Source organism: Cyclobacterium plantarum (assembly GCF_011290685.1).
GTDB classification, from domain to species: Bacteria; Bacteroidota; Bacteroidia; order Cytophagales; family Cyclobacteriaceae; genus Cyclobacterium; species Cyclobacterium plantarum.
In genome coordinates this window covers 386,242-401,645 of sequence record NZ_JAANYN010000002.1, presented here as the reverse complement: position 1 = coordinate 401,645, position 15,404 = coordinate 386,242, and the positions used below count along the sequence as shown (strand labels likewise).

The 15,404-nt window shown below is 41.8% G+C and carries 7 protein-coding genes; 1 reads left to right on the top strand and 6 read right to left on the bottom strand.

The features are described 5' to 3' along the window. The first annotated feature begins 156 nt into the window (after window positions 1-156). Complete coding sequence (locus G9Q97_RS05695; protein ID WP_166144015.1) at window positions 157-666, top strand: hypothetical protein; 510 nt, start codon at window positions 157-159, stop codon at window positions 664-666. A 3-nt stretch (window positions 667-669) separates the two neighbouring features. Here G9Q97_RS05695 and G9Q97_RS05690 read toward each other — a convergent pair whose 3' ends face one another. From G9Q97_RS05690 to G9Q97_RS05665, 6 genes are all read right to left on the bottom strand, one after another. Continuing rightward, window positions 670-3,183, bottom strand: coding sequence for a DUF3857 domain-containing protein (locus G9Q97_RS05690; RefSeq protein ID WP_166144013.1), 2,514 nt, complete (start codon window positions 3,181-3,183; stop codon window positions 670-672). A gap of 470 nt (window positions 3,184-3,653) precedes the next feature. After that, window positions 3,654-6,071: an ABC transporter permease gene (locus G9Q97_RS05685; RefSeq protein ID WP_166144011.1), complete on the bottom strand. Its 2,418-nt coding sequence runs from the start codon at window positions 6,069-6,071 to the stop codon at window positions 3,654-3,656. A gap of 729 nt (window positions 6,072-6,800) precedes the next feature. Next, entirely contained in the window at window positions 6,801-8,894 is a 2,094-nt protein-coding gene (locus tag G9Q97_RS05680; protein ID WP_166144009.1) for a PKD domain-containing protein, read from the bottom strand. A 411-nt stretch (window positions 8,895-9,305) separates the two neighbouring features. After that, a complete protein-coding gene (locus G9Q97_RS05675) occupies window positions 9,306-10,808 on the bottom strand; it encodes a glycoside hydrolase family protein (RefSeq protein ID WP_166144007.1) in 1,503 nt (500 codons plus the stop codon). A gap of 430 nt (window positions 10,809-11,238) precedes the next feature. Further along, window positions 11,239-12,378 carry a helix-turn-helix domain-containing protein gene (locus tag G9Q97_RS05670; protein ID WP_166144005.1) on the bottom strand — a complete coding sequence of 380 codons (1,140 nt, stop codon included), beginning with the start codon at window positions 12,376-12,378 and terminating at the stop codon, window positions 11,239-11,241. Between the two features lie 448 nt (window positions 12,379-12,826). After that, window positions 12,827-15,244 carry an ABC transporter permease gene (locus G9Q97_RS05665; RefSeq protein ID WP_166144003.1) on the bottom strand — a complete coding sequence of 806 codons (2,418 nt, stop codon included), beginning with the start codon at window positions 15,242-15,244 and terminating at the stop codon, window positions 12,827-12,829. Window positions 15,245-15,404 lie beyond the last annotated feature (160 nt).

Sequence of the window (15,404 nt, the reverse complement as noted above, 5' to 3'; positions counted from 1 at the left end):
GGTCTGAGAACCTGGTAACGGTGCCAAGACCAAGCTGGTAACTCAATTGGTTATAGGGTTCATTTTAGTGTTTCCTGCCTATTTCTCTGTCGAAAATCCAGAAATTTGTCTTCAGCTGGAGCTAAATGCTATAAAAAGCTTTAAAAATGAATTAATATGGATTTCTCAAAAAGAGACTTCAAAGAAATTGAAAAAATCGGTCAAATTTTAAATAGGGTTGACAAAATTGATCAGAAATCTGTTGATTGGATTTTAGGTGAATTATCTAATTATCAACCCTTCCTTTTGTCCCTGATTTTAGGTTATCAGCCTGACTTGAAGCAACCAGAATTTGAAGAAATAATGAAAATGTATTTTATCATTTGGGAATACTTTAAGGACAAGAAAAATGGTAAAAAGATTAAGTTAACCCAAAAACAATTTGAGAATTTAGAGAAAAGGAATCTATATTTTTTTAAATATCTTGAGAATTCTGAATCCACTGATAAAGAGTTTGCTATAACGAGCGATTTAGAAAATACACAATCCAAAGCATTGTTAACAGGAATATTTTACAGATTTAATTCACAACCCGTATTGTTGGCGATGAACGAAGAAAATAAAGGGGTTATACTAATTGGCATCAAAAGCATAATCGATTGTTTTGAAGAAATCGGAAAAGAATAGTATTTATGGCAGGTTACCATTTTGCTGGAGGGTGGGATGAATTGATATCGGAAAGGAATTGGGTTCAGGTTCAATCGTTTTTCTGGTTTTGCAAAAGGTGGACTTAACTGTTTCGGAAATATTGAAATAGGGAATCCAGATAATCGCTGCCACCGTAGCCTGAACCAGCAGTTGGTAGTCCAGGTTGAGTGACTCATAGGTCAGTGCTGTTTCAGTCAGGATAGCGACCAGGTTAGTTGCATAGAAGATGGTCATTAACCTTGGTATACTGGTTCTTCTTGAGTAAAACAGGACAATCAGCAAAATAGAAAAAACCAGAAAACAGGTATTATATACCAATTCAAATGCAACAGCTTCGGTCAGGTTCATGGCGGCTGCATTTGACCAAAGTGCTTTATTCAGATATCCTACAGTAGTAAAGTCGTAAGTGATCCGGAACGGAGTGATGGTCAAACCTATGGCCGGTAGGATAAGCCAACCTCCGATACCTTTGTTTTCGGCGTATATCCAGGGTTTGGGATCATAATGCCGGTATATTTTTATTCCGAAAAAGATGGTCGTTATCAAGACCGTAAAGAAAACAAATAGGGCCAGGCCACTTTTTTCATCGGCAATCAATCCCGGATTGTAGGTCAGGGTGAACATGAGGTCATTTCTGATCTTTTCATGATCCGAAAGAAATTCCGGTACCAGCTCTCCTTCCAGAAAATCTTGTTTTAAATCGTAGCTGTATTTTACCGATATGCGTTCTCCAAAACCTTTGATTTGGTTGCTGTAATCGTAAGTCGGTTCTGTGATCCTAACCTCGGTATCTTTAACAGTCCAGGGCTCGGGCAGCATGATTTGGGTTTCCTGTTTGAATGTGAAAGGGTAGCCCAAAGCATAGGGACTTTTCCTGGCTGTAGCCCCGGGATAGTTGATCATGGATTCCAGCACCAGTGGATAAATCCGGGAATAAATCAAGGTGTTATCCTCATCCTGAAGCCAAAATTGCCCGATTTTATAATTTTCTTTCACCAGAATTTCATTGCTGCCGTTCCGCTGTTCATCATAAAACTGCATTTCTTGAGTTTCAATGATTCCAGGGTACAGGTTGTTGTAAAAATTAAGGTATTCTTTTTGTATGCTGGAGAGTGGATTATTTTCAAATTCAGAACGAATATTATCGGCTTTAGCTCCTTTGTAGATCGTTTTGATCTCCATCATGGCTTGCCCTCCAATACTGTCTACGTAGATTTTCTCCTGTATGTCTATTTCAGGTTTTTTTGGTTTTGGAAGGGGTATCAATTCCGAGACATCATCTTTGATCAGCAAGCCATACCCATAATCGGGGAAATAACTATGGTCCAGGTCCCCTCCCTGATTGGCCATGGTAGGGTCAACAAAATAATTTTTGTTGTCTACAGTCAGAGATACCACACAATGATCAAATGCGCTGTTTGAGGGAATTATTTTATTCAGGTTGTGTCTGTATGTTGTGTTCACTAATAAGGGAAAAGCGTCAATCCCTTCCTTTTTTAGCAAAGCCACCAACAAAAAAGATTTATCCTTACAGTCGCCAAATTTCTGGCGGTAAACTTTTGGTGGGGGGTTGGGTTTGTAGGCACCAATACCAGATTCCAGACCAAGGTACCTGATTTCGTCCTGCACCCATCTGATCAAAGCCAAAGCTTTTTCTCTTGTTTCCAAATTTTCCTGTATGGGGCTGGTTAGTTGATTTGGATCAAAGCGATAGAGGGGCATGGCCCATTGCACCACTTCCCGCCAATTTTTCTGGGTGGAAATGGCCGTCATCGGCAGATCCAGGGTCCATACAGGAAGGTTATTGTCCAATTCAATAGGTTTTTCAGGACTGCTGGTCCAGGTATAAACCTTGCCACTGGTCTCTTCCCGGATAGATGGTTCCATTTCAATGTTGACATCATTGTGGTAAACAACCTGATTGTTTCCCGCATAAACCCTGTAATTAAAATGATTTACCGGAATGGTAAAACCATGGTATAAATTGGTTGAGAAGTGACCCTGATGGACAGGATTGAAGCCTTTGATCGAATAACTAAGGACTATGATATCCCCTTTTTGTACCCCGTCCAAATGTAGCAAAGCAGTCATGCTCCCATCATAGAGATGCCTTTCCACTGTAGATTCAGTGCTGGCTGTAGTGACTTTATCCAGGTTTAATTGATTCAGAAATTTGTTGTCCCGTTCAATACCTATTTTGTGGAAAATCAATTTTTGAAAGCTGGGATCAAATTCAATAGAAATATCCGACATTTCCTGTATTCCATCTGCCGTGAGTACCTGGTACCGGTAATGGTGAAAGGTGGTTTGTTTTGGCAGGTGGATTTGTCTTTCGAAATCCAGGTAATAGTAAGACCAGTTTTCTTCGATTGCAGGCTTTGAAATTGGGAATGGATCCAGCCAATCTGGAGCAGGTGACCTACTCACATTGGCCTGAAAAGCAAGACATTGGATTGAAATTAATCCAAGCAAAAAAAGAGAACTAATATTTTTCATATTAAAGAATTGGTTAAAAAATATTTGAAAGTTAAGAATAGTTTAAAATAAAATCCAAGATTTTGTTTTATTTTTTTTACTTTAACCAACTATCAAATTAAATTTTATTAACCTATTTAATTACAATAGTACCTATCGCCTAAATATATTTAGTTTACAATACTTTTTTACCAGAAACATGGATGGCAGCATGCCGGATATACGGGATTGCGTAGCACCGGATAATAAAATTAAATATGTGATTATCAGTGGTAATGTGGCCAGTCGTATGGCCAGTTCCAGGTTAGACATGAGTAATTTATAGGCTGTTTTGCAATTTTTAAAAGATGAAGGTGGCAGTGTTGACGCCTTAAAATAAGGAATGGCATGAAAATTAAATCTTAGTCATAAGCGCTGCTATAATGGAATCATAAAAGACAGCTTTTCCCTATTCATATTTTTTTTCCGGACTATTTGAACTTGCTGAATAGCTATTCGCTTCTCAAGCTGTCCACAGGATTCATCAGGGCGGTTTTGATCGACTGGTAACTCACGGTCAGCATGGCTATCATCATCGCAACCAATCCTGCCAGTGCAAAATATCCCCAATGGAGGTCAATTTTGAAAGCAAAATCTGACAGCCAGCGATTGGCCAGGTATAAACTGAATGGAATGGAAATCAAAACCGCAAAGAAAACCGTCATGCCAAAATCCTGCGAAAGTAACCTTACAATAGTCCAGACCGTCGCACCCATTGTTTTACGGATTCCTATTTCTTTAGTCCGCTGCTCCGTCATGAAACTTGCTAATCCAAATAATCCCAGACAGGCTATAAATATCGCCAAAACAGCACTAGATAGCATTATAAAGGCAGACCGTTCTTCTTTTTCATAATTGCGCTGAAAATCCTGATCCAAGAAGGAATACATAAAGGGATCTGTGATTTCACTGCTTTTCCATATTGAAGCAGCAAAAGTCAGTATTTCATTGACATCCCCACCTTTGAAGTTTGCTATCAGGTGCCCGCCTCTATTTCCTCTGATAAACCCAAAAGGTTCGATTTTCCTGTGGAGGCTTCTGAAGTGAAAATCTTTGACCACTCCGATGATTTCATAGGTGTTCAGTTCTCCCCTCCATTCGTAATGCACTTTTCTTCCAACAGCTTCCCCGGTTGAAAACCCCAAAGCCCGAACCGCAGATTCATTGAGCACCATCACCGGATTTTCCGCAGTGAGTGCTTGGGTAAAGGCCTTGCCTTCCAATAATCTAAATCCGAAGGTTTCTAAAAAATCATCTCCTACCACTGCATTGGTGATGTTTACCGCCTCATCTACTGACTTGCCTTCAGCATAATAAAGCATGCTTTCAATGTTCTCAATTCCGGGATAAGAGCTGGCTACCGTTACGGATTTTACACCAGGATGCTGCAAAAGGCCTGATTTCAAAACCTCATATTTTCCAGCTGTAAATTCACTTTGAAGCGGAATGATCAGCTGTTGTTCTTTGTTAAAACCAAGGTCCGTCTTTTGAACATAAGACAGTTGCTGACTAAAAACGATGACCATCAAAATCAAACAGGCGGATACCGCAAATTGCAATACCACGAGTACCTTCCTCAGCGAAAATCCTGCCACCTGACCTCTGAACCTTCCTTTTAGTACCATTACCGGAGTAAAGCCGGAAAGGAAAAATGCCGGATAAATACCTGCCAAAAGGCCCGCTACCATCGCCACCAAAAAAAGGAAACTTATCGGGAAATAATTCTGATAAAGTAAGAGTTCTTTTCCTGTCAGTTGGTTGAAAAAGGGCATTAAAGTTAATGCCGCAATCAATGCAATCGTAAAGCCTAATAGAGAAATAAAGGTGGATTCACCCAAAAATTGGAATATCAATGCCTTTCGGTCTGCTCCGAGCAATTTTCGGATGCCCACTTCTTTGGACCGTTTTTCAGAACGGGCAGTTGCGAGGTTCATAAAATTGATACAGGCGATCAGAAGAATAAAAACCGCCACCGAACCGAATACATAAAGGTTGGTCAAATTTCCTGTAACACCAAGTTCATATTCCATATTGGATTGGAGGTAGATTTCCTGAAAGGGTTGCAGGATCAAAGATTTACTATAACTGCCCATCGCCTTGAGGTCCTCTCCACCATGGCGTTCAAAAAAAGGATTTAATTTACTTTCAAAAATTGATGGAACTGCATTTGGAGTAAGTTTTATATAGGTAAAAAAGATATTGTTGGAAGCCCAGTTGGTCATGGTTTTGATCGCATGGCCTACATCATTGTTATCCATGGATAAGTAATAATTGGCATTAATATGCGATTTGATACCGCTGTCATCAAATACACCTGTAATGCTGTATTCAAATTCCCCAAAAGGCAAACCAACCATCAATGGCTTGTTGATCGGATCTTCATTTCCGAAAAGCTTTTTGGCAAGTGTGGCTGACAAAATGATTGAATTTGGAGCAGCCAGTGCAACATCAGGATTTCCATCCAGAAAACGGTATTCAAAAACCTTAAAAAAGGTGGAATCAATGTAATACCCATTTGTTTCATAAAACTGTTTTTTTTCGCCATTGACTTCCACCTTCAGTAACATATCCTTTATACCGGGAAATTTCATTATCCTCGTGGAAGTTTCCACTTCCTCAAATTCATTTTTCAGGCCTTCTGCTAAAGGACCAGGTGAGCCGGCCCACCTTGCCTCCGAAGTTTTCAGGGCAACTCGGTAGATCCTGTCTTTGTCTCTGACATGGCGATCATAAGACAATTCATCTTGGATATACAAACCTATTAATAGGCATACCAATAGGGCCACTGTCATTCCCGATACATTGACTAAAGTAAGGACTTTGTGATTCCGGAGATTTCTTATCGCAATTTTGATATTATTTTTCCACATAATGATTTTGATTGGGTTGGAAAGGGCCAAAATATGAATCAGATTATCTGAAATAGCATCAAATTATCTAGGAAATAGTAATTACCAGTATCATGCCATTGAAATCCCTTTAAAACAGGGTAAAAACGTATTTATTGACTTTTTAAATTTTAAAAACCGGACAGAAATGGTCGGGATCGATCAAAAAAGGATTAAAAAAGGCTGGTTTAAGAGATGAAATCGAGCCTGCCTACCGCAGGCAGGCATGACGAGATCTTCACACACAGGGATGATTATAAAGCATGCGAGATTCCACCCCGATAAATCGAGGCAAGTTATGGCCGCTAAAAAACAATTATAAACATATGAAATTTTAGAAAGCCTGTTTTCTCCTTAACCGACAAGTAAGTATTGTTTTAAAAATAGAAAGAATATTCCTTCACCAGCGAATTATATCGTTATATTTGATCATTCACTATTTTAATATTTCACCGGGATTTTTTTGCGCGGACTTAAGGGAATGGAATGCTACAATGCACAAGCAATTTATGAAAATAATGCACCCATTGACCTTTCAACAAATATTGTTTTACGTTTATGACGTTCCGCCGGATCAGGCACTGCTGTGCAGATGGTTTGAGACCATCTCCGCTAAATCCTCCGGCTTTTATTTCAAATACAGAATCTCTAATATTGAATTTCAAAAACCATAGAAAACGGGTTGGAATCCTGGAAAAATTAAAAAGGTTACTATTGCACAACCACCCTGACACGACCTAGATTTTTGATTCTGGTGAATGGGGTGTTGGTATCTCCCTTTCTTTGGGAAGTTGCCCGCAAAGCCACGAAGTAAGTGCCAGGTTCGGGGTACTTGTGCTCAGCTTCAATTTCGAAGAGGCTACTTTCTGAAATGGTGGTTGCTGCTTTTACAAATTCACCATTGCCTTTAAAGTCCCATTCAAGTGCTACAATTGTCCCGCTGCCTTCAGGCAATTCAATTTGCGCAGCGAACTTTACAGATTCACCTGCATTTACAATCAACTTTGATGCCCCATTGGCTTCAAGTGTAATGACAGGCTGGATGCCCTTTCTTTCCCCAGCAGTTGCGGGGACCATTACTTGTCCATCTACTACCTCATAATTTGTACTAGGTGCCGGTTCAACGCCTTTTTCCACCCAATCGCTAAGATCCAGTAATGCTTGCTGAAGTACACCTAAGTAGCTCACAATATGATTGGGATCTCCGGCTGATGTCCGGTCCGCATGGCTGGCATGGTCGGTAAACCACACCCTGAAATGATCTCCGGTTTTTTCCCCCAGATTTTCAATCACCCGGTCTCGGTACCAATCAGCCTGCCATGGATACGCCTCACTGTCCCACAAAGACTCCAGCAAAATCATTTTTCCTTCGAATATGCCTGTTTGGACTGCACCTGAAGCTCCTCTGGTAAATATGGGCCCTAAAAGAAATGCGCGTTGAGGATAGATAGGCTCACCTTTCTCATCTCTGAACTGATCGTATACAGGGTATTCTTCGCCTGGAACCTGATGTCTGTGATAGGTTTGAGCGGCCAGAAAATTTGAATTGTCTACCAGGACTTTATCCCCAACTTCTATTTTAGCGGTCTCAGAAGGATCTGCCACACCAAGATAAACGATGTCTCCGTCGATAGCCTTCAACATCACTTTTCCGTCCTCTGCACTTCCGCTTTTGATCAGCAAATCTCCTCCCAAAAATTGTACTTGAGCCAACTCATCAGCTAACTGAAAGGCCACAGGCTCATTAATTTGCTTTTCGCTTAGACTTTGGAACGCAGCATCGGCCGTGCCACGTGCCTGGCCTGCGAGAGGTTCCACATTCAGCTCCATCCTAATCGCCTCACCACGGGTGATGATTTTGGAAACGGTACTTTCCTGCTGAATTCGGTCACCGTCAAAAGATTCCGGATGATCGTAACCCAGGTATCCGGGCGTAGTCCAGAATTTCTCGAAATATCCTGGATCAGCCGCTACCATACCCTGATATAGGACGGCAAACCCATGAATCCCCATATCCTTATGTGCATACCATGCCTTCGGCGGGAATCCCATTTTTGTCACCTCCTGCAGGGCTGCTTTCTCTTCCTCATTTAGCCCTCTGTACATATCTCCGCCTCCAGGCTCAACTGCATCGGCTATCTGGTGAAGTTTATGCTGAAGTATTCGCATGGCATGCATTCGGACGGTAAATACGTTTGGAATGGCCATGGGTGAGCCGACTACATAAGGAACTGCCCCATCCCAGACGCCTACCGTATTTTCTATTCCGCCAATAGTCCGGAATGCACCTCCGCTTCCTCCAAAGGCATAGCCAAACACCTGGTGATCTCCAAAAAGTCTTTTTGCCAGCTCCTTTGAATAATTGGCAGCTGCGGCATTCGCTTTATAGGCTCCTATGGTGGGGTCATTGGTATCCGACCGAACAGCCGGGTTCCACGGACCGCCACCATTCGTCTCTACAAAATATGCACCATTTGATATTGAAAAACCTATCTTATCCTCTTCACCTGTTTGTCCCTGAGATAGGGTTTCACTATCGGGTACAGGGGTGATGTAATGGAAAAAATGCCCCTCATATGCTTCTTTTTCTGGAAAATAAAAGGAAAATCTTGTCTCAGTCCCTTCAAACCCGCCATGAATGTAGAGGTGCCTGACAGGGGATTCCCGCCACTCTTCCAAGTCTATATAGGGCTTGGAAAACATTGGATCATTCTTCGGATTATATTTAGATGTTTGGGCTAGTAATTCCTGACCATGCGCCCATACCATACAGATCAAACTATAGAATAATATTTTTTTCTTCATTGCATTGTTGTTTTGAAATATTAGGTTCTCTTGTAACGCCCCAGATTCGTGACAGTACTTCTTCATCTTGCCTAGCAACTGAAGAACTAATTCACTTCCTCTGGCAGTTCCCGCACCGTGACAACGATGTTTTATTAGCTACGTTCATTTAGTAAATCTGAATTCTACTGAATTTATTTAAAAAACCGTCATTCCGAGGCTTAGATAGGGTTTTGAGCGGTGAAAGCCGCGGGAATCTCTAGCCAAATGAGACCGCCACATCCTTTCCCAGCTCCTATACCCACGACAAAGGGTTCGCAGTGACGATTCAATTGGTTTATATTGACGATCTTAATTCGAATTCATTTAATATTATTGTCTTTTGTCCCGCAACTTTTGGGCTTGCTTCTCAGAAATATGATTGTCCCTCATTTATTTCTTAATAGCCAGAAACATAATGCCATGCGCAGGAACCTGGATTTCACCGGCAGCAATCATTTGCCCACCTATAGCAGGGAGCGCGTGATCACTCGTCAATTCCAATACCGTTCCATTCAGGCGTACGGTTTTGCTTTGTAAAGAATCTGCGGTAAGCAGGAATTTTTCTGCGTCGACTGGCAAGGAAAATGAAGATTCCATGTCCTTAGGGTTTACGATCAATACCCCATAGCCATCAGAAAAACCTTTAAGGTTGTGCACGAAGATATCCAGCTCATCATGGGAGAAATCTGCTTCATATACTTTTGTTCCCATCAGTTTGTTCCACATCAATGCTGACCAGTAATTGGGGCGTGGATCTAATGTTTCGCTATCCAGCAAAGCATATTCACTTCTGGCCAGGGTATTGTGCATGACCACCTTCACACCCTCTTTGGCCAGTCTGCCCAGTTGCTCGAGATAACGGAATGAATCCAAATAGGTGACTGCCCAGGGATTTCCCCCACAGGCTGCCTCAGCAGTTTCCGTAAGCCAAATAGGGGCATCTGGTAAGAATTTGTCCCGGGCCTCCTCATAATACTTTAATCCCAGTTCTGTTTTGCTTAGCCATTCCTCGGAAAGCGCACCTTCGGGTGTTAATCCTCCCTGACATCGCCGGGAAACCCCGCCATAAAAATGGTAGGAAAAGATATCAAATTCAGGCTGTGGTTTTGCAGAAAGAATTTGATCAGTGGCCATATAGGCATCTATAGGAAGTATGCCACCTTCACCCGTCGACCCCGGGCCCAGAATCTTTATATCAGGGGCAGCCTTGTCGATGAATTTTTTGAACACCTCAAAATCCTGTGCATAATCAGCTGCGGTGTACCCCTCAGGGGCTCCACCATGACTTGCATGGGAGGGCTCATTGAACATTTCAGCAGCGGTAATTTCTCCACCGATAGATTCAGTGTAGTTAAGCAATGCCTGAACCTGATCAGGAGTCCAATGGCCATTGCGGTCTCTTATGCCCTCACTGATGGCAAAAGAGGTAACCAGTTTCGCATCCATTTCATTGACAAAATCAATTACGCCCTTCCATTCCTTTCTGGTTAGGACGGTTTCAAAACCCTCAGGGGCCTGCGTCATTTTTGGTTCGTCGTTATCTTGAAAATAGGTGGTATTGGCCCAGGTGCCGCTTATCCTGATGTACGCTGATCCCAATCCCCTTGTCAGTGTTCTTAATTTCTGATCATAAAGATCAATCGGTGAGATGCTGTGTTTTAACGCGGCAAAACCTTCTTTCTTTACTTTCTCAGGATCCAATAGTCCATAAGGCACCCAGAAATCACCGCCCACCACTTCACACATTTCTATATTGAAGGACTGGAACCTTTCATCAACTTCGGTAATAAAATGAAAATCGGATATTTCCAGCCTTGGAGGTTCAGGATTTTGCTGGGCAAATGCCGGTATTGCTAAAAGTGCGAGAAGAAGTTGCCAGGATTTACGAGTCATAATTTTCTTTTCTATAATTAAAATGGAGTCTATTTTTTACACTTTCATCTCAATTTCAAAGAATTTTGAGATGATTGGCATTACATGCTTTTCAAAGCTACCAAAATGAAAACGAAATGGTGTTCACTTTTCTTCGCCCGGGGCAAGTTGTCGTCCACCTGCCCGGGGCAAGACGTTCGTTTAAAATGGGCTGCTGTAAATCAGGTAATTACAGGACTCTTGTTTATCGCTAAAAAATATGGGTTTTTTTGTCATCTGTTCATGTTTTGATTTTCAAAGGTCAGATGGCCTGTTCCTGACCTTCTGGAGAATCTCGCCTTGATAAGCATCCTATTGTGTTGATAGGGTACCTTATGCCTGTCTGGACTTGCTACCTCAGACAGGCTCGAATTCATCAGATGATTAAATATTAGAAGGAGGAGTATAGCGGTTAATTGCTAGCGGTATTTCTATATTCAGAAGGAGTCAAACCGGTAATTTTTTTGAAAAAATTATTGAATGCTGTTTTGGAATTAAAGCCACATTCATAAGCAATCGCCACAAAAGACCAGGCCTGGTATTTAGGTGAGGCAATCATTTCTTTAGCTTCAGCTATGCGGTATTCATTGACAAAAGAATAAAAGTTTTTCCCCAAATGCTCGTTCAGTACCTGGGTGATATAGTGTTTTGGAATCCGGGTTTGTTCCGATATTTTGGCAATGGATAGTTCATTGTCTTTCCATGCCAGCGTTTCTTCCATAAACCGGGTCAATTGAATTAAATAGGCATTGGCTTGCTCATTCTTCAAGCCTGATTTTTGGTACTTCTCTGAGGAAAGGATACCCGCTTTATTTTCACGCCGGTGCAAAAATTCCTTTTCCGAATTAAGCGCTGAAGACAGCTGATTTTGCCTGAAACCCCAAAAACCCGCAATATAAACGAATACCAATAAAGATACATTTACCAGAGGCTTGATATCAAATTGGATATACCCAGTTTCAAATAGGGTAGTGGCTAAAATAATGAAATTTTGCACCACCATAAAGGAAATAACAAAGACCAAAAGCCAATTTAAGCTGTTCAGGTCTGACTTGAAAGAGTAAAGATCAGACCGTTGTTTCCTATAGTGCCTAATATTTCGAATAGCCAGAATCCCATAGATCCAAAGCAGAAGGATAAATATCGATCCTAAGCTGTTTCTTAACCAGTTGAGCTGGCCGTAATACTCCAGATCAAAATAAAAGCTTTCGATATCAGGATTTTTAAATAAAAAAATTAGGACAAAAGAAGCAAAAAAAGGGATTGAATGAAAATAATCTTTCCTTTGAAACCGCCCAAAATCTACCGAGACATATTTGGAGTACAAGTAAAGAAATGCCGGATAGGTAAGGGAGATTGGAATTGAATAATACCAGGTTTGCTGGGTTACCCCCTTAACTTCCTGGGCTATATTCAAGGCAAACATCCAGGCTATACAAACCATAAAGACAGCAAGGATGACATCAGCGATCTTCAAGGGTTTTTTCCAAAACATCATTATGGCTATAAAAGTAGCTTGAGCAAAGCCAATATAAACAACCGGGATTTCCATAGACCAAATGTAGCTATTCTTTACACAGGGTCAAGTCAAGGCCTTATGACTAGTATGATTTTTGAAATAACTCAAGACAGAAAAGGCTAAGATAGCCATAGAATTATTGTAAACCGAGATAGCTCCAAAGACACATTAGATTAACGGTACCGAATTCGATTTTAGATGATTTTTTTTTGTCGGGTAGTATCCTCCTTAAAATAGGCACGGAAATAACAATTCAAGTAAATCCCCCTTCAAAGGCGGATTTTGGATTCAATGGTTTCTAAGTAGTCGATTTAATGTGATGCCCCGGTAGCCCGGGCCGTATCATTTAGATCAGTTGCAAAGTAGTCTTTGACTAATCCGTTTCCACATCAACAACCAGAAGTATTCCGTATTAGTGGCCTGAACCGTGGAGGTAGACTAAATTAATTGGTAGCTTCATTTGAATTTAATTTGATTACCTTTAATCGCTTTTCAGCGATTTAACCGGATTGAGCATGGCTGCACGAACCGCTTGTGTGCTTACGGTCGCCATGGCTACTATGATCGCGACCATCCCGGCCAGGGGATAGATCCACCAGGCTATTTCGACGCTATAGGCAAATCCTTCCAACCACTCATTCATTACATACCAGGTAACCGGTGTCGCAATCACAATAGCCACCAGTACAAGTTTGATAAAATCCCTGGACAGCAAAGTCACGATACTCGAAACTTCCGCTCCCAGTACTTTTCTGATCCCGATTTCCTTGGTCCGGATTTCAGCTGTATATGTTGCCAACCCGAATAGTCCCATACAGGCAATCAATATGGCCAGCACAGAGAATGCTGAAAATATTTTTCTGAACCTGATATCTGCATGGTATTGCTTGTCAAAATCTTCCTCCAGAAAACTATATATAAATGGCCGGTGGGGCGCAAGCCTACCCCAAATCCTTTCCACTTCCGCAACGGTTTGTCCTAGATTTTCTGGTTTTAGTTTGATCGATAAATACCTGCTTGCTCTGGCTTCAAAAGGCAGGGTCAAAGGCTCAATATTTCGGTGTAAGGAAATGAAATTAAAATCCTTAACTACCCCGATCACTTCACCTGATCTTCCCCATTGCTCAAATTTCTTACCAACGATGTCTGCTGGATTCGCATAGCCATATTGCCTGGCTGCGGCTTCATTGACCACCAGTGCGGAGGTTGAGTCCGAAGGAAAATCCCTTGAATAGCTTCGGCCTGCAACCAATTCCATGTCAAAATGGTTGATAAAATCAATTCCAACCTGAAAGATGGCCTGACCAATTTGGGTCATTTCTCCATCGGCATGTTGTATGGTCGTGCCAGCATTTGGGAAATAGCTGCCCGGAACGCTTCTCGAGAAAGCTGCTGAAATAATGTCCGGATGGGCTTCTAATTCTGCAATCAAGGCACTAGACTTTGCATTGACAGCATCATCATAGTTGTAGTCCAAAACCAGCATTTGCTCTTTATCAAAACCCAGATCCTTATTGAGCAGGTGGTTCATCTGGGAATAAACGATAATCGTCCCAGCTATCAGCAATATGGAGAGACTGAACTGAAAGACCACCAGCCCCTTCCTGAGGTTTACCCCACTGCTGTTGGTCACCGATATTCCCTTTAAAATCTGAACGGGCCTGAAACCTGAAAGCACAAAGGCCGGATAGGAACCTGCCAACACTCCGATAGCAAGCAAGATGACCAGCAAAACAGGTGCATTTTGCCAATTGAGGTAGTTAAAGATCACAATTTCTTTGCCTGTCAGCCCATTCATCAATGGGGTTGCCACCGATATAAAAACAAGGGAGGCGAGCATGGCGAAAAAAACGATGATGATGGATTCCCCCAGAAACTGGAAAATCAAATGCATTCGTTCTGCCCCAATGGATTTCCGTATGCCTACCTCTTTTGCCCGCTCCATCGACCTGGCTGTTGAGAGGTTCATAAAATTGATCATGGCAATGACCAAAATGAAAATGCCAATGACTGAAAACACATAAATATTGGACAAGCTCCCTGTTTCTCCGGGTTGCCGGTCGGCATCGGATCGCAGGTAAAAATCTGCCATCTTTTCGACCTTAATGGTATACAGCGGATCATCTTGCCTGGAAGCCAAAAAATCAGGAATTTTTTGCTCAAATGATGCCAGATCAAAGTTATCATTTGCCAGAAAATAGGTGTAAAAGTCCACATAGCCCCAGCGATCAAAAACCTCAGGCCAGTATTGACGGAAGGTACTCAGGGAAAGCAGCATGTTGAAACTAAAATGGGAATTGGCGGGTACGTCGGCAATTACCGCCGTTACCGTATAATCACCGGCGTTTGACCTTCCTGGCGAGTCACTGCCCTTCAAGGTTTTTCCGATCGGATTCTCATTACCGAAATACTTTTTGGCAGTACTCTCTGTCATGACCATGCTGAAAGGTGCCACCAAAGCGGTTTTGGGATCACCTTGGATTACTTCCCAGCTGAAAATATCAAAAGCGGTGGAATCCATAAAAAACACACCCTCTTCCTGATAGGAATTTTCGCCATCGGTCAATAAAATATCCGAACTGCCGGAAAACTGAACAACTTTTTCAATTTCGGGGAAATAGCTTTTGATCGCAGGTCCTATGGCAGCATTGTGCCAGACCCAAAAAGGATTTGCCCCGGCATTTTCTGGTTGATCGGGGGAAGAAAGTTTGCCATGAGTAATACGGTAAATCCGATCGCTATTTTCATGATAGGTATCCACAGACAGTTCATCCTGCACATAAGTGAAGATCAGAAAACAGCAAGCCATTCCCAGTCCCAGTCCGAAAATGTTGATAAAGGTGTAGCCTTTGTTTTTGAGGAGGTTTCTCCAGGCGATTTTAATGTAGTTTTTCAGCATTGTTGAAGCGGTTGCAATTTTTAATTGTCATTCACAGTACCTTAGCGAAATCATTGGTCCAATTCTATGGGTTTTTTGTAGAAATATTTTTTATAGCCACCTGGAGCCTTCACTTGGAAATCTATTGCCATGAAACTTCTATCCTCCGGCTTAAACCTTT